Here is a 15,502-nt window from a genome sequence, read left to right on the forward strand (position 1 = left end):
AAAGCTCTGCACTACTTTCAGCAGCCGCCTGCAGGCGTAGTCCGGTTGTCCCAACCGGCTGTGCGAGCGAAGGAATGCAACGTTTTGAGGCATTTGATGGTGATGAGGTCTCCCACCTCAGGGATAGCACGTCCGACCGGGACAGGAATCTCCCTCGCTCCTTTTACTGACCGCGGGCCTCGAAGCCTAAAGGAGGCGGGGGTTCCTAGCCCCGCGTGGGAGCGAAGCGTTGGCGCGTCCGACTTCATGCCTGCCCAGTTGCCGAATTGGACTCAGTGCGCACCGCAGTCTCGCCCTTCGGGACTGCCACTACTTTCCCCGCCCCCATCCCCCGCAGAAAGGAATCCATTCTGATCCTTTTGTAACCATCAAGGGGGTCAACTGGGGGGCTTGGCGCAAGAAAAGCACCACTTTTCCGTTAGTGTCTCTGTCTCACTGTCACGATCCTGCAATGTCCCGCCCCTACCTGACCCGCACCACCCACAACTGCGCTGGAGCTACGCGCAGGGATTTCCTCCGCCTGGGGTTGACGGCTGCGGGCGGCGGTCTGGGTTTCACGGATCTCATGCGGGCGCGGGCGGCAAATGCGGCGGAGCTTCCCACCACGGGCGTCTCCATGTCGCGCCCCATCAACTGCATCATGGTGTGGCTGGACGGAGGTCCGTCGCACTACGAATCCTTTGACCCCAAGCCGGATGCCCCTTCAGAGATCCGCGGCGAGTTCGGCACGATCCCGACCAATGTGCCGGGCGTCCATTTCTCCGACTGCGTGCCGCATCTGGCCAAGGTGATGGACAAGATGACGGTGGTGCGCTCCATCTGTCACAAGGATCCCAACCACGGCGCGGGGAACCACTACCTGATGACGGGCTCGCCCACGCCGGTGCCGGTGGGCTGTGGCGCGTTCGTCACTTTCCATCCATCCTTTGGTTCCGTTGTTTCCTATGAACGCGGGGTCAAGAGCGGCCTGCCCGCCTACATGTCCCTGCCGTCCATCACGCGCTCCGGCGGGCCGAACTTCCTCGGGGCTCAGCATGCGCCGTTTGTCATTGGCGGCGACCCCAATGCCAAGGGGTTCAAGGTGCGCGATGTCGTGCTGCCCACGGAAATCTCCGACGCCCGTGGTCTCGCCCGCCGGGAACTGCGCACCTCGCTGGATCGCATGAAGCGCTTCCACGACGCGGTGGCGGATGATCCGGCCGTGAGCTTTGACACCTTTTACGGTCAGGCGGTGGACCTCATCGGCTCGCAGCCTGCGCAGGAAGCCTTCGACATCCAGCGTGAGGATGAGAAGACTCGCGACCTCTACGGCCGCAACAATCTGGGCCAGCAGATGCTGCTCGCCCGCCGTCTGGTGGAGGTGGGCGTGTCCTTTGTCACGGTGCACTACGGCGGCTGGGATCATCACCGCCAGATCTTCAAGACCTGCAAGGGTGAGTTCATGCAGAAGTTTGACCAGGGCATGGCCGCACTCCTCACGGATCTTGACCGCCGTGGGTTGTTGGAAAGTACGCTTGTGGTGGCGCTGGGCGAGTTTGGCCGCACGCCGAAGATCAACAAGGATGGCGGCCGGGATCACTGGCCGGGGGCGATGAGTGTGCTCTTCGCCGGGGCGGGCGTGCCGCGTGGTGGAGTGATCGGGGCTACAGATCCCAAGGGGTACTACGCCAGCGATGACGTGCATTCCCCGGAGGACTTTGCCAACACGCTCTACACCAAGCTGGGCATCAACCCCCATCAGGTGCTGCACACGAACACGGGCCGGCCCATCCAGCTTGTGAACGGCGGCAGTCCCATCGCACCGCTTTTTGCCTGATCGCCTGCGGGCTCTCGCTCCTCATGAAGCGGTTGTGGACGACTCTCAGCCTCCTTGCCCCGTTCTGGGCAGCGGGGGCGCTCCAAGGTGCCGCGCCAGCGGTGACCACCCTGTATCCCGCCGGCGGCCGGCCGGGGACGACATTTCCTCTCACCGTGACCGGTGCGGTGGGGAAGCCGGCTCCCTCCGTGTGGGCGGATCACGCTGGCATCACCTTCAAGCCGGGGGCCAAGCCCAATGTCTTTGAGGTCAGCCTGGCTGCGGACACGCCGCCAGGCCCGCACCTGGTGCGCTTTTTCAATGCCGAAGGGGCGAGTGTGCCCAGAACTTTCATCGTGGGCACGGCATCGGTGGCGGAGGTCACGGACACCGAACCCAATGATGATGCTCATACTGCGGCGCAGGCGCTCGCCGCTCTGCCGGTCACGGTGAATGGCCGCCTGGACAAGGCGGGCGATGCCGATGCGTTCAAGTTCACAGCGAAGGAGGGTCAGTGGCTGGTGGCCGTATTGCATGGCTATGGCCTGGGCATGCAGATGGATCCCGCGATGCGGCTGCTGGATGAGCATGGCACCGAACTAGCGCTGGGGCATGATTCGCACAATCTGGATCCGCAGATCGCCTATGAGATCAAGAAGACGGGCACTTATGTCGTCCAAGTGATGAGTTATGCGCACCCGCCTGCGGCCGATGTTAGCCTGAGGGGGAGCTTGGATCATGTGTATCGATTGACGATCACTCAGGAACCCACGCCGCGACTGGCCTGGCCACCCGGCGTGAAACGGGGCGCAAAATCATCTGTGCAATCGCTGGGCTGGAACTGCGGGGCGGGGGACTTCAAAGGGCCGGTCTTTGAGGTGGATGCCACAACGGCCGCGCCCGGCGCTGAGTTTGTGGGAATCATGAGTTCCAGCCCCGAGCCATTGCGCGTCGCTCTGCATGATGGGGAGACGGTGTTGGAAACCGAACCCAATCAAACCGCCAAGGAGGCGGAGGCGAACGTGCTGACCCCTGCGGGAGCCGTCACCTGGCAGGGTGTGCTGCAGACGTCAGGTGACGAAGACCGGCTCATGTTCGCCACCAAGAAAGGGGAGACCTATGTGTTTAAGGTCGCTTCTTCCTCTTTGCACGCGCCGCTGGATGCGTGGCTTCGGGTCGAGAACCTCGTGGGCACGTTGATCGGTCAGGCCGATGACGCGAAGGAGGGGGTCTTTGATCCCGTGCTGAACTGGAAAGCTCCGGTGGACGGGAAGTTCGTGCTGGCCATCAGCGACCGCTTCCAGCGTGGCGGATGGAACTACGTTTACCAGGTGCAAATCAGTCCCGCGTCCGCCGTGCCGGTGCGGCCGGTGGTGCTGGGCACGCTCGCGGAAAACGCTTTGAAACTCGAAGCCGGTAAAACGGCGGATCTGAAACTGACTGCCGCCGTGACCGGCGAGTTCAAGGGCAAGCTGATGGCCTCCGTCACCGGCTTGCCCGCTGGTGTAACCGTGGCAGAAGTCGAGGTTCCTGGAAAGAAGGGCGGCGAGGTGACGCTGAAACTGGCGGCTACGGCAGAGGTTGTTTCCTTTAGCGGACCCGTGGAGGTAGTTCTCAAGACCTCCCCGCCCGATGCCGCGGCGGAGTACAAGGCCGTCTATGACCTGCGCGGCGTGGAGCCTCGCGGAGATAGGTTGGTGAACGAGGACTCCCGGCTGTGGCTGAGCGTGGCGGGGAAGCCGGCTGCACAAGAGACACAGAGCGCTTCGCGCGAGACACAAGAATTGAAGACACAAGACACAAGACCTGAGGTCAAGGGTGAAGCAAAGTAGGCCCTCTCGCGGGAGACTCCAGACTGCCAGACATCAGACTTTGGCTGACGCAGTGGAAGCGGAGCAAAGCCGTCACAGGCTTCAGCCTGTTCAGTCGCGCGGCCTCGCGGCACGAACGCCAGGCTAAAGCCTAGCACTACTTTCCTGCAGCCATCCGTGGGGTAGTCCGGTAGTGCCAACCGGCTTTGGGAACGGTTTAGGCTTCCAAGCCCGCGGTCAGTAAAAGGAGTGAGGGACATTCCTGTCCCGGTCCCGAACAAGCGGTCCCATGACGTCTCTATCTCTCCGCATGCTCAAACCCCTCGGGCCTGGCTGGAGGTGCGGAGTAAAGTAGCCCGCTACTGCATTTAGCAGCAGGCGCAGCGCGGCAACGTAGTGCAGAGCTTTAGCTCGATATTGGAAGTCCCGGGTGATTCGACTGACGAGCTAAAGCTCCTTACTACTTTAAGCTTCCCCCATGCGCCAGCTCAAGTCTGATGTCTGGAGTCTGGCAGTCTGGGGTCTGCCCCCGTAGGGGGCTCTAAAAATCCGTGTCCGCCTTCTTCAGATCCAGCTCCTTGATCCAGGTGTTGCGATACCGCACATCGTGCCCTTCGCACTGGAGCTTCAGGCCCTGCGGGGTGTCGGTGATGCCGAACCCGTTGTTGTTTCCTCCGTCCACACCGGAGTTGGGGCCACCCCAGACCTTGCTGATGGCCACGTTCTTGTGCACCTTCTTCCCGTTGAAATACATCGTCACCAGCGGCTTCTCCACCAGCTTGCCGTCCACGAACCGGGCCGCGCGGAAGACGATGTCATAGCTGTTCCACTTGCCCACGCCGAGGTAGGCGTCATACGGGGATTCCGTCTCGTTGATCACCGCGCCCATGCCGTGCTTGGTCTTGTCGCCGTCCAGCACCTGGATCTCATACCGGTTCTGCAGGTACACCCCACTGTTGCCGCCGGGTTTGGCGATGTAGAACTCGATGTGCAGGCGGAAGTCGCGGTACGGCTTCTTCGTCACGATGTCTGCCGCGCCGTACTTTCCTTTGTCCGCCGCCCGGTCATCGGTCATGATGGCGGTGCCGCCGTCCACGGGGTCCTCCACCTCTTTCCACTTGATGGGCAGCGCGGAGGCGAAGCGGGGCCCCTCCCAGTAGGTCCACTTGTCATCCAGCATCTTCCGGGAGCCATCCAGGATGACCTCCGCGCCCTCCTCCGGCTTGGCGCCTGCGCCAAGGTTGGGGGCGGGGCTCTGGGAGAGGGCGGCCGTGGCGAGCGCCAGGGGCAGCAGGCAGGAGAGGAGAGTGCGGTTGCGTTTCATGAAGCGGGTGCGGGCAAAGGGAAGGGGTGCAAAAAACCTTGAAGGCAGGGTTACACCCGCAGCCGGGGTCTTCTTGCCCGGCATCCCTTATTTGCGCATGACGGGCGCTCCGGTCTCCGCTAGCTGTGGGCTGGCGCAGGCCACTTCTTTCAGCCCCATGTCATCCCCCGCATTTTTCTTTGATCGTGATGGAGTCGTCAATGTCTCGCCCGGAGCGGGCTATGTGCTGAGCTGGGAGGCGTTTCACTTCTCTGAGGGCATCATCGAGGCCCTGGCCCGCCTCAAGGCCGCCGGATTCAAGCTCATCGTCGTGACCAGTCAGCAAGGCGTCGGCAAAGGCCTCATGACCCAGGCCACGCTGGATGACATTCACGCCCGCATGCAGGCCGCCCTGGCTCCGCACGGCGCGCAATTTGACGCCATCTACGCCTGCACCTGCCTCTCCAGCGATCCAGACTGCACCTGCCGCAAGCCCTCCCCGGAGATGATCGAGCAGGCCGCCGCCGCACATGATCTGGACCTCAGTCGCTCCTGGCTGATCGGCGATCACGACCGCGACATCCAGATGGCAGTGAACGCCGGGGTGCCTCGCACGATCCGAGTCCTGGGCGAAAAGGAGGCCACGGTCGCGGCTTTGCACACGCTACAGAGCGTATCGGAGCTGCCAGCCTTGCTGGAGCGCGTCCTCCCCGCCTGATCCGATCCGTCTTTGTCATCTCTCCCCCCTCAATGACTCTCCATCGCGCTTTGTTCCTCCTCGCACCCCTGGCGTTCGGTCTCGGGCTGCTCTCCTCCTGTTCCTCGGCACCCACCCGCGCCTTCTACGTGCTCACAGCGGATGGTCCCGCGCCCTCCGGCAGTGGGGTGGGCATTGGCGTCGGGCCCGTGGCCCTGGCTGGCTATCTGGACCGGCCCAATCTCGTGATGCAGGAAAACGGCACGCGCATCGCCGTGGCGGAGTCTCATCGCTGGGCAGGCAAGTTGGAGGACAACTTCGCCCGCGTGCTGGCCACCAATCTGGGGCGTCAGCTCAAGACAGGCAATCTCCGCACCTACCCGTGGGAGATGGATGAAGGGCTCAAGTACCAGATCTCCGTGGATCTCACCCACCTGCACGGCACCTCAGAGGGAGATGCCGTCCTGGAAGCCACCTGGCGGGTCTATTCCCTCCCAGACCGCAAGCTCATCGCCACCCGCTCCTGGTCCGGCACCGAGGCCCTCAGCAAAGACGGCTACGATGAACTGGTCGCGGCAGAGAGTCGCCTGATTGCGCGATTCGCCGCAGAGGTGGGGAGGACGTTAGGCGTTAAACGTTAGAAGTTAAGCGTTAAGAGTTATGGGTGATGAGCAGTGCCCCGCTCATCCCGCCTCATAACCCTTCACTCATAACATCTAACCCCTAACCTTTCCCCTCAATCGCCTGCACCCGGGCCAGATGGCGCCCGGCCGTGAACTCGGTTTCCAGCCAGATCTTCACGATCTCCAGCGTCAGTTCCGGGGAGATGGTGCGCTCGCCGATGGCCAGGACATTGGCGTCATTGTGTTCGCGAGCCCAGCGGGCCGTGTCGTGGCTCCAGCAGAGAGAGCAGCGCACGCCGCGCACTTTGTTGGCTACAATGGCCTCCCCGTTGCCGGAGCCGCCCAGCACGATCCCGCGATCCGCCTCCCCCTTGGCCACCGCCTCGGCGGCGGGCCGCACATAGGTGGGGTAGTCCACCGGATCCGCACTGTAGGTGCCGAAGTCCAGCACCTCATGCCCCAGGGACTGGAGGAAGGTCTTGATCTTCTCTTTGTAAGCGAATCCGGCGTGGTCAGAGCCAATAGAGATCTTCATGAGAAAAGGGGAGGGGACAGGAAAGGAGTGAGGGGGCTATTTATCATAGCATGCGCACGATGCCCGGCAAAAGTCACCGGGGGCGGGAGGAAGATGCTCCTGACCGCTTGAAAGCGGAACTCCAACCCTCTTCGTTCCCCTTGGAGGGCCTGCGCGGATCGGTTCATTTCACCGACCCCAACCCCTCCTGCCTCCCTCTGTGTTCTCTGTGCCTCTGTGGTTTAACTTTCCCTTCCACCCACCCCTGACATCACCCTGACGCCTTCCTACTGACCCTTGATTGAAATTTCCATTCGCCAAGCCGCCCCCCCTGTGTATCCTCTCCGCCCTTTTGCAAAATCGCACCATGGCGGAAGCCCCGAAAAACATCCTCCGAATCGGCCTGCCCAAGGGCAGCCTGCAGGATCCGACGCTTGATCTTTTTAAGCGATCGGGCTTCAACATCATCGTCAACTCGCGGTCCTACCGGCCCAGCGTAGATGACGCCGAGCTGGAGATCCGCCTGCTGCGCGCCCAGGAAATTGGCCGCTATGTGGACCACGGGTTCCTGGACTGCGGCATCACCGGCCGCGACTGGATCGCGGAGAACCAGGCGGACATCGAGGTCATCACCGACCTGCGCTACAGCAAGGCCACCTCCCTGCCCACCCGCTGGGTGCTTGTGGTGCCTGAGGACTCCCCGATCAAGAGCGTCAAGGACCTGGAAGGCAAGCGCATCTCCACCGAGGCTGTGGGCCTGACCAAGACCTATCTGGAGAAGAACGGCGTCAATGCCGAGGTGGAATTCAGCTGGGGTGCCACCGAGGTGAAAGTGCCTGAGCTGGTGGACGCCATCGTGGACATCACCGAGACCGGCTCCTCCCTCCGCGCGAACAAGCTGCGCATCGTGGACACGCTCATGGAGAGCTATCCGCAGTTCGTCTCCAGCAAGAACGCCTACATCGATCCCTGGAAGCGCGAGAAGATGCAGCGCCTGGCCCTCCTCCTGAACGGCGCCCTGGAGGCCCGTTACAAGGTGGGCATCAAGATGAACCTCCCAGAGCACAAGCTGGAGAATCTGCTGCACGCCCTGCCTTCCCTGCGCAGGCCTACCATTTCCAACCTGGCCGGTGGCGGCTGGGTCGCGGTGGAAACGATCATTGACGAATCCGTCGTTCGTGAGATGATACCCGCCCTCAAAGCCTTGGGTGCTGAGGGAATCATTGAGTATCCATTGAACAAAGTCGTCCACTGACCGCTTTTTTTAAGACCAGACTCTACTCCAACTAAAACCAAAAACATACAGACATGGGCTCGCTCAAGAAGCGTCGTAAGACGAAGATCAACAAACACAAGCGTAAGAAGCGCATGAAGGCCAACCGCCACAAGAAGCGCTTGCGTTACAAGAGCTAGAGCCCGCAGGGAGGTGCGCCCAGGCCGCCTTCCGCTGCCCGTTCGTTTCTTTATCTCAGTTTGTCCTGCAAAGCGTCGATGCCCAGTGCATCGACGCTTTCGGTGTTTTCAAGAGGAGCTTCAGAAATTAGGAATGATGAATTAGGAATTGTGAATGAGGCTTCCGAAGCCCCTTCCTTGTGGAGCTAGGCAATTCATTCCTAATTCATCATTTCTAATTCCTAATTTTTGCTCTGTGTCTCTTTCCCCTGACGCCCCCGTCCTCCGTCTTGCCCACCCTGAGGACGCTCCGATTTTGGGAGAGCTGATCGAGCTCTCGGTGAACACCTTGCAAGCGGCGCAGTACTCGGAGGCGCAGCGGCAGGCAGCGCTGGGGCCGGTGTTTGGGGTGGACCGGCAATTGATCGATGACGGTACCTATTTTGTGATGGAAGCCGCCGATGGGGAAATGGTGGCCTGTGGAGGCTGGAGCCGGAGGAGGGCGCTCTTTGGCGGCAGTACGGATCGCTCCGCGGCGGCGGGCGATGAGTCACTGCTGGATCCCGCCAGGGAAGCGGCGCGTGTCCGGGCCTTCTTCGTGCATCCCCAGTGGGCTCGACGGGGATTGGGGCGCCGTCTGCTTGCGGCGTGTGAATCGGCCGCGCTGGCGCAGGGCTTTCAGCGGGCAGATCTGGTCGCCACCCTGGCCGGGGAACCGCTCTATGCCGCAGCAGGCTATGAGGTGGTGGAGCGGTCAGAAATCCCCCTCGGGAACGGTTTGACCCTCCCTGTGGTCAAAATGACTCGGGTGCTCGCACATTCCCTGCTCGTAACGGAAAGCAACTCCCGCTAGTGTCCGTGTTACATTACCGTCATGAAGATGCATTCCGCGGTCAGATTCAGCATCAGCCTGGGGCTGATGGCTTCCGGATTGATCCCTGCCACCCTGCGCGCTGCAGTGCCGGCGCTGGCGGATCTGGATGCCAACTCGCCCGCGCAACCGGCACATCAGCTGGCCGGAGCGGCAGAGCAGCACGCGATCGCTTTGGCGCACTACCTGACCGCACGGAATCTTGAAGCTTCAGGCAAGGTTCGCGACTCCCTGCCGCACTACCTGAGCTTCCTGAAAGCAGATGCAGGCGAGCCGGAACTGGTCGCGCACATCGCCGAGCTCACCCTGAATTTCCAGGGGGAGGAGGCCGCCGTGGCGCTGCTGGAGCAGGCCATCAAGGCGCATCCCAAATCGCCGGAGCCCTCCGCCAATTTCATCCAGTTCTGCCTCACGCATGGCTCGGCGGAGAACGGGCTCCTCGCCCGGGCGGCCAAGGTGGCGGAGCAGGCCTTGAGCAGCTTCCCGCAGGATGCTGCAGCCTACGAGACCGCCGTCCGGCTCCACCTCACCCAGGGACGACGCAGTGAAGCCAGCGCCGTGCTGGAGCGGGCGCTCGCCCCAGAGTTTGCCAAACCTTCGTCCGCAACCTTCTGGCTGCAGCTCGCCCGTATGGCCCAGGAGGTCTGGCCAATCGCCGACCAGGAGCGTCGTGCCGATCATCTGGGCAAGGTGAATGCCTTCATCACCAAGGCCCGCGAGCAGGCGCAGTCCTCCCGCGACCCGGACGCCCTCATCCAGGTGGCGGACTATTACCTCTTCAGCAACCAGCTCGATCAGGCCGCTGCGATCTGCGAGGACATGGTGGCCCGTTCCAACAGCCTCGATGCCCGGAAGCGTCTCGTGCGGCTCTATGAGGCCATGGAGCGTCCGGATGATTCCTACAAGGCCCTCCAGGACCTCGTGGAAGCTTACCCCGCCGACGTGGAGCACCGCCGCCTGTTGGGCGCCCAGCTCGTGCAGAAGCAGGAGATCGGCCCGGCCGCAGACCAGTTCGAAGCCGCCCTCCAGGCGGGTGGGGGAGACCTCAATGACTACCTGAATCTCTGCAAGCTGCTGCGGTTCGCCAACAACGCGGAGCGGTTTGAGAAGTTCACCCAGCGGGCCCAACAGCTCTTCCCAGGAGAGCCCCGCATCACTTACCACCGGGCCATCGCACTGACCCAGGGGGACAAGTACGCCGATGCCGCGAAGCTCTTTGAGCAGGCCGCCCGCCAGGCGGAGACGAATGCCGCAGAGCTCCTGGACGATCAATTCCACTTCCACTGGGGCGTGGCGCTGGAGCGCAGCCACCAGTTCGACGCGGCTGCCCGTCAGTTTGAGAAGAGCATCACCCTCACCCCGGCGCACGATCCACCCCGGGCGGCCAATACCATGAACTACCTGGGCTACATGTGGCTGGACCAGGGGCAGCATCTGGACAAGGCCGAGCAGCTCATCCGCAAGGCCAACGAGCTGGAGCAGAACAACCCCGCCTTCGTGGACAGCATGGGCTGGCTGCTCTTCAAGCAAGGCAAGGCCAAGGAGGCTCTTGCGGAACTGCTCCGCGCCGAGCATCTCATGAAGGAGTTCTCCGACTCCGGAGCCGATGCGGAAATCCTGGATCACATCGCCCAGACCTACGAACAGCTGGGCCAGACGGAGGACGCCAAGTCCTACTGGAAACGTGTGCTGGACTCCAACACCGATGTCGAAGAGGTGAAGGCACGGGCGCAAAAGGCCCTGGGCATCACCCCGCCGCCACCCGCCAAAAGCGCCCCGACGGACAAGGAGTAGGTTTCGGTAAGTGGTAAGAGGTAAAAAGGTAAGCGGTCGGTGGAGGTAAGAGGTGGCCGGGACTGTGTGCCGTGTCACATCATGAACCCGGAGGGTTCGCCATCCGTAGCCATGGGTCGGCCGAGTGGAGCGAGGACTACCCATGGTAACCCGGGTGGAGAATTCTACCGCGGAGCGGTAGGCCCATATCGGCCAATAGCTCAACGGGTGACTTGCGCCCGCATAAGGCAGCCCAGGCCGACATTCCTCCAATGTCCAAAATTTCCTGCACGACGGGTTTTCTTCGGCCGTAGCGTTGAATTGACACCGTCCCCATGAAAGCGAGCCCGCCCTCCTCCCCATCGTCCGCCCGTCCGGGCCAGAACAAAGTCCGTTTGATCGCCTGCGCCGCCTGGGCGCTCCTGCTGATGCCGGGCTGTGAGATCCCAGACCTGTCCCCGCCGGACACCTATGAATGGCGGAACCACGGCTACGATTACTCGGCCGATGCCCGCAACCTGAGCGATGAAAGGTACCACCGCGGTGGCGACTCCACCCGGTCCAAATCCTCCCAGGGGAAGTCAGAGCACGGCAAGAGTGAACGCAGCAGCTCACGTTCCTCCGGCTCAGACTCCGGTTCCAGCTCCAGCAGCAGCGATATTTCCACCTCCTCATCCGATGCGGTGAGCAGCCGGGAAAGCGGCGGCGGCAGCGATGACAAGGGCAGCAGCAGTAGCAACGACAGCAAGAGCGACAACCACTCCGGTTCCAGTTCCAGCTCCAGTGACAAAGACAGCGGCCCCAGCGGCGGCATTGGCGGCAGGGAGCGCAATTGATGGCGGAGGCTCCGCTCGTTCTCCTCAAAGAAGAGAAGGCGCGGCACCGGGACTGGGCCGATACACGGGTGTCACGCAGACGCAGGCAGTCCCGCTGGCGGGGCGGGACAGAACTTTTTCCATTGTTTGAATGGACGAGCCTGCCGCTGCGTCAGATCATCCTGAGCTCCTCACATCTCATGAACCTCCGCGCCTCTCTTCCTGTTGTTTCAGCCGCCGTGGCCCTGCCCCTGCTTCTTTCCAGTTGTGTGGTGGATGACGGCTACGGCTACTCCGATTCCCCCGGTGGCTACTATGAGGGTTCGTCCTACCCGCGACGCTACAGCAGCGGTTACGGAGGAAACTACTACGGCGGGAACTACGGGAATTACTACGGCTCAGGGTACGGGTCCTCGTACAACCGCAGGCGGTACTACGACAATCATGATCACGACCACGATCATGATCATGACCATGACCGCAAGTACAGTTCCTCCTCCAACAAGAAGTACTCGTCCTCCAGTTCCTCGCGCTCCTCGGACGTGCGCCACGGGGACCACTACCACTCCAGCCAGACGAAGAAGGAGCAGCACCAGTCCATGGTCCGCCGGGGCGATGACGACGACAATCGCAAGTCTTCCTCCTCCAGCCGCAGCTCCTCATCCAAGAAAAAGGATGACGATGACAACAAAAAGGGCGGCATCCACGGGCGGGAGAGGCGGTGAGAGTTAGGTATTAAGGGTTAGACGTTAAGAGTGAAGAGATGGGAGGGGCATCAAACGTGTCTCTCACCTCTCTTAACCTCTAACACCTAACCCATAACTGCGCTCCCCCCTTCGCGTCTCCTGCGGCTGGCGGATTCAACAAACGATCAGCGCCGCTGATTATAGTTTGTCGCGTCTTTGAATGATTGGGCAGAGGGGGACGTCAAACTCCTTTGCTATGACTCTTTTGGCGAAAATCCCCCTTTTGGCCACCGCGCTCGGTCTCTCCATACTCCTGTCCAGCTGCGTGGTGGATGGTTATGCCTACCGCGAGCCCTACGGCGGTGGGTACTACGGTGACGATGACTACTACCCCGTCCGATACCGCGGGTCCTACTACGGCGGCTACCCCTCGTACGGCTCTTCGTACTATGGAGGCTACCCGTATGGTTACGGCTATGGCGGCGGCGGACTCCTGGCCAGTTCCTACTACTACAGGAACCGCTACTACGACGATCACCACCATCACCACGATGGGAACTACCGGCGTTCCTACTCATCCTACCGGGGCGGTAACTCCTACAACCGGCAGGTGCCCCACGGTGACCACTACCACTCCAGCCAGCTGAAGAAGAACCAGCACAACGCGATGATCCGCCGGGGTGACAGCACGCTGAACAGCCGCAACGTCTCCAGGAGGAGCAGCAGCTCCAGTTCCAGCAAGAGCAAAGGCGGCGTCAGCGGTCGTGAACGGAGAAGGTAGTGTTCTTCCACGTTCACTCTGCACAACCCCTTTCAGGCTGCCTCAGCTCCCATGGCCGTAGAATCTTACCCTCTGCCTGAGCACGCCAAAGCCGGTTGTAGTTGACGACATGAGGAGGCACAAATTTTCCGGTCTGTGCCGATGTGCCGATGTGGCGGGAAAGCGGGACAGGTGCCCAAGGTGTGCGCTTGGGCGGGTGGGAGCGGGATGTTGGGTGTGCGGAGGTGTGTAGCGGGATGATCGCTGCAGACGCTTCAGTTAGTGTCTCCTCACGTCGTCAGCTACATGGGCGCCGGGCGGATGGTTATCAATGACCGGCGGGTGAGTGCAGGCATGGAGCGTGAGCCATCGGGCTGCCTCAGCTCCAATGGCCGTAGAATCTCGCCATCTGCCTGAGCACGCCAAAGCCGGTCGTAGTTGACGACGTGAGGAGACACAAATTTTCCGGTCTGCACCGATGTGGCCGGGAAGCGGGACAGGTGCCCAAGGTGTGCGCTGGGACGAGCGGGATGCTGGGTGTGCGGAGTGTGTAGCGGGATGATCGCTGCAGACGCTTCAGTTAGTGTCTCCTCACGTCGTCAGCTACATGGGCGCTGGGCGGATGGTTATCAATGACCGGCGGGTGAGTGCTGGAGCGTGAGCCATAAAACGGACATCCCCGCACGATCGTGTCATCCCGATGCGCTCCCGTGGAGATCAAGATCACCGGAACTCCAGTGAGCTCTTCGATGCGACCGACGAAGCCGCGAGCCTCCGCAGGGAGTTCATGGAAATCACGAATCCCAGCCGTGGGCTGGCTCCAGCCGGGCAGGGTCTCATAAACCGGCTCCAGATCACCGGAGAGGTCAGCCGGTGGTTCTTGGAGAAATTCCTCCTTCTGTCGATACGCGACCGCCACCCGCACCTCGGGCAAGCCGTCCAGCACATCCAGCTTGGTCAGCGCCAGGGACTGAATGCCGCCGGCGCGGATGCCAGCACGAACGGTTGCTGCATCGAACCAGCCACAGCGGCGCGGCCGGCCGGTGTTCACCCCGTACTCGCCACCGCGCTCGCGGAGGGCGTCGCCGTCTGGACCGCCTAACTCCGTGGGGAAGGGGCCATTGCCCACCCGGGTGGTGTAGGCCTTGCAGACACCCAGCACCGTGGCCTGCACGGCCGCCCCGTAGCCGGTGCCCAGCGCGGCCTGGGCCGCGGCGGTGTGGGAGGAGGTGACGTACGGATAGGTACCGTGATCCACATCCAGGAGGATGGCCTGCGCCCCCTCATACAGCAGACGTTCACCCGCCCGGACAGAGGCCTCCAGCAGCGGAGGCACGGCGTCGACGTAAGGGAGCAGGCGGGGAGCCAGTGCCCGCAACTGCTGGAGCAGCACGTCCTTGTCCACCGTCGGCTCACCCCAGCCGGTGAGCAGCGCATTGTGATAGGAGAGCAGATCGTCCACCCGCTCCTCCAGCAGCGTGGCATCGGCCAGATCCCCCGCCCGGATGGCGCGTCGGCCCGCCTTGTCCTGGATCGCCGGGCCGATTCCCCGCAGCGTGGTCCCGATGGGTCTGCGGCGGCGGGACTCCTCGGCCGCCTCCACCTGGCGGTGCATCGGCAGCACCAGCGCGGTGCGGTCTGAGACGGTGAGTTGATCAGGGGTCACATCAAGCCCCTGCTGTTGCACGGCGTTGATCTCGCGAAAGAGCGCTTCCGGGTCCAGCACCACGCCGCTGCCGATGACCCCCGGCCGCCCATGAAGCAGGCCGCAGGGCAGGAGATTCAGCTTCCATGTCCTGCCTCGCGCGACCAGGGTGTGGCCCGCATTGTTGCCCCCGTTAAACCGCACCACCCGGTCGGCTTGAGCTGCCAGCAGGTCCACGATCTTGCCCTTCCCCTCATCGCCCCACTGGGCTCCCATCACGATGCATTGTTGATTCGCTTTCATACCGCAGAAGCTCTCCGCTTGGCGGCGGGTGACAATCGACTTAAGATGACGCCATGCGTCAGGAAAACTCACAGCAGGAGGCTGCCCGCCTGAACCGGCAGCTGCCGCCGCTCAACGCCCTGCGCGTCTTCGAGGCCGCGGCCCGGCTGGAGAGCTTCTCCCGGGCGGCAGAGGTGCTGCATGTCACCCACGGCGCCGTCAGCCGCCAGATCCAGCAGCTGGAGGATTGGCTGGGGCGTCCGCTCTTCGAGCGGCGGCATCGCGGAGTGACGCTCACCGGGGCCGGTCAAGACTACCTCCGGGAGGTGGGGCGGGCGTTTGAGCGGATCGAGGAGGCAACGCTTCGCCAGCTCGCGCAGAATCCCCGCCGCGTGCTGCGGGTCAATGCGCCAGCCACCTTCACCCTGCGGTGGCTCATTCCCCGGCTGGCGGACTTTCACGCCCGCCACCCCCAACTGGAAATCCGCCTGAGCTCTTCCAATGAGGAAGTAGGGGCCCTGCGGGACAGCTTTGA

14 protein-coding genes and 1 pseudogene are annotated in these 15,502 nt (G+C 62.5%); 12 read left to right on the forward strand and 3 right to left on the reverse strand.

Translation table 11 applies throughout. The features are described 5' to 3' along the window. The first annotated feature begins 451 nt into the window (after positions 1-451). Both BV106_RS06030 and BV106_RS06035 read left to right on the forward strand, forming a co-directional pair. Positions 452-1,816 carry a DUF1501 domain-containing protein gene (locus BV106_RS06030; protein WP_051945231.1) on the forward strand — a complete coding sequence of 455 codons (1,365 nt, stop codon included), beginning with the start codon at positions 452-454 and terminating at the stop codon, positions 1,814-1,816. A 23-nt stretch (positions 1,817-1,839) separates the two neighbouring features. Further along, positions 1,840-3,627, forward strand: a complete 1,788-nt coding sequence (locus BV106_RS06035) for a hypothetical protein (protein ID WP_038162025.1) — start codon at positions 1,840-1,842, stop codon at positions 3,625-3,627. Positions 3,628-4,147: 520 nt separating this feature from the next. On the opposite strand, the gene BV106_RS06040 is transcribed toward BV106_RS06035, so the two are convergent. Next, positions 4,148-4,930 carry a DUF1080 domain-containing protein gene (locus BV106_RS06040; protein WP_038162049.1) on the reverse strand — a complete coding sequence of 261 codons (783 nt, stop codon included), beginning with the start codon at positions 4,928-4,930 and terminating at the stop codon, positions 4,148-4,150. 157 nt (positions 4,931-5,087) lie between these two features. Between BV106_RS06040 and BV106_RS06045 the strand changes: the two genes are divergently transcribed. Both BV106_RS06045 and BV106_RS06050 read left to right on the forward strand, forming a co-directional pair. Next, positions 5,088-5,627, forward strand: a complete 540-nt coding sequence (locus BV106_RS06045) for an HAD family hydrolase (protein ID WP_038162027.1) — start codon at positions 5,088-5,090, stop codon at positions 5,625-5,627. 32 nt (positions 5,628-5,659) lie between these two features. Further along, positions 5,660-6,247 carry a PqiC family protein gene (locus BV106_RS06050; RefSeq protein ID WP_038162029.1) on the forward strand — a complete coding sequence of 196 codons (588 nt, stop codon included), beginning with the start codon at positions 5,660-5,662 and terminating at the stop codon, positions 6,245-6,247. Between the two features lie 82 nt (positions 6,248-6,329). Here BV106_RS06050 and rpiB read toward each other — a convergent pair whose 3' ends face one another. Further along, positions 6,330-6,764, reverse strand: coding sequence for a ribose 5-phosphate isomerase B (rpiB, locus tag BV106_RS06055; protein WP_038162031.1), 435 nt, complete (start codon positions 6,762-6,764; stop codon positions 6,330-6,332). Positions 6,765-7,110: 346 nt separating this feature from the next. On the opposite strand from rpiB, the gene hisG reads away from it, so the two are divergent. From hisG to BV106_RS35115, 7 genes are all read left to right on the forward strand, one after another. Next, positions 7,111-7,998: an ATP phosphoribosyltransferase gene (gene hisG / locus BV106_RS06060; protein WP_038162034.1), complete on the forward strand. Its 888-nt coding sequence runs from the start codon at positions 7,111-7,113 to the stop codon at positions 7,996-7,998. A 53-nt stretch (positions 7,999-8,051) separates the two neighbouring features. Then, entirely contained in the window at positions 8,052-8,156 is a 105-nt protein-coding gene (locus BV106_RS37090) for an AURKAIP1/COX24 domain-containing protein (protein ID WP_009965996.1), read from the forward strand. Positions 8,157-8,391: 235 nt separating this feature from the next. Beyond that, entirely contained in the window at positions 8,392-8,988 is a 597-nt protein-coding gene (locus tag BV106_RS06065; RefSeq protein ID WP_038162036.1) for a GNAT family N-acetyltransferase, read from the forward strand. 21 nt (positions 8,989-9,009) lie between these two features. Then, positions 9,010-10,800: a tetratricopeptide repeat protein gene (locus tag BV106_RS06070; RefSeq protein WP_038162039.1), complete on the forward strand. Its 1,791-nt coding sequence runs from the start codon at positions 9,010-9,012 to the stop codon at positions 10,798-10,800. 314 nt (positions 10,801-11,114) lie between these two features. Beyond that, positions 11,115-11,615 (forward strand): hypothetical protein, encoded by a 501-nt coding sequence (locus tag BV106_RS06075; protein ID WP_038162042.1) that lies wholly within the window; start codon positions 11,115-11,117, stop codon positions 11,613-11,615. Positions 11,616-11,794: 179 nt separating this feature from the next. Beyond that, positions 11,795-12,319: a hypothetical protein gene (locus tag BV106_RS06080; RefSeq protein WP_265595380.1), complete on the forward strand. Its 525-nt coding sequence runs from the start codon at positions 11,795-11,797 to the stop codon at positions 12,317-12,319. A gap of 226 nt (positions 12,320-12,545) precedes the next feature. After that, complete coding sequence (locus BV106_RS35115; RefSeq protein WP_265595381.1) at positions 12,546-13,061, forward strand: hypothetical protein; 516 nt, start codon at positions 12,546-12,548, stop codon at positions 13,059-13,061. Between the two features lie 661 nt (positions 13,062-13,722). Here the strand turns inward: BV106_RS35115 and BV106_RS06090 are convergent. Beyond that, positions 13,723-14,988, reverse strand: a pseudogene (locus BV106_RS06090) (adenylosuccinate synthase); the annotation flags it as partial. A gap of 89 nt (positions 14,989-15,077) precedes the next feature. Here BV106_RS06090 and BV106_RS06095 point away from each other — a divergent pair. Further along, positions 15,078-15,502 (forward strand): LysR family transcriptional regulator (locus BV106_RS06095; protein WP_038162058.1); only part of this gene is annotated, 425 nt, incomplete at its 3' end.

This window comes from Verrucomicrobium sp. BvORR106, from assembly GCF_000739655.1.
Classification (GTDB): domain Bacteria; phylum Verrucomicrobiota; class Verrucomicrobiia; order Verrucomicrobiales; family Verrucomicrobiaceae; genus Verrucomicrobium.

Coding starts and splice junctions, on each gene's coding strand:
- BV106_RS06050 (WP_038162029.1), top strand. CDS start 5,660: ATGACTCTCCATCGCGCTTTGTTCCTCCTCGCACCCCTGGCGTTCGGT.
- BV106_RS06075 (WP_038162042.1), top strand. CDS start 11,115: ATGAAAGCGAGCCCGCCCTCCTCCCCATCGTCCGCCCGTCCGGGCCAG.
- BV106_RS06035 (WP_038162025.1), top strand. CDS start 1,840: ATGAAGCGGTTGTGGACGACTCTCAGCCTCCTTGCCCCGTTCTGGGCA.
- BV106_RS06070 (WP_038162039.1), top strand. CDS start 9,010: ATGAAGATGCATTCCGCGGTCAGATTCAGCATCAGCCTGGGGCTGATG.
- rpiB (WP_038162031.1), bottom strand. CDS start 6,764: ATGAAGATCTCTATTGGCTCTGACCACGCCGGATTCGCTTACAAAGAG.
- BV106_RS06045 (WP_038162027.1), top strand. CDS start 5,088: ATGTCATCCCCCGCATTTTTCTTTGATCGTGATGGAGTCGTCAATGTC.
- BV106_RS06080 (WP_265595380.1), top strand. CDS start 11,795: ATGAACCTCCGCGCCTCTCTTCCTGTTGTTTCAGCCGCCGTGGCCCTG.
- hisG (WP_038162034.1), top strand. CDS start 7,111: ATGGCGGAAGCCCCGAAAAACATCCTCCGAATCGGCCTGCCCAAGGGC.
- BV106_RS37090 (WP_009965996.1), top strand. CDS start 8,052: ATGGGCTCGCTCAAGAAGCGTCGTAAGACGAAGATCAACAAACACAAG.
- BV106_RS06040 (WP_038162049.1), bottom strand. CDS start 4,930: ATGAAACGCAACCGCACTCTCCTCTCCTGCCTGCTGCCCCTGGCGCTC.
- BV106_RS06030 (WP_051945231.1), top strand. CDS start 452: ATGTCCCGCCCCTACCTGACCCGCACCACCCACAACTGCGCTGGAGCT.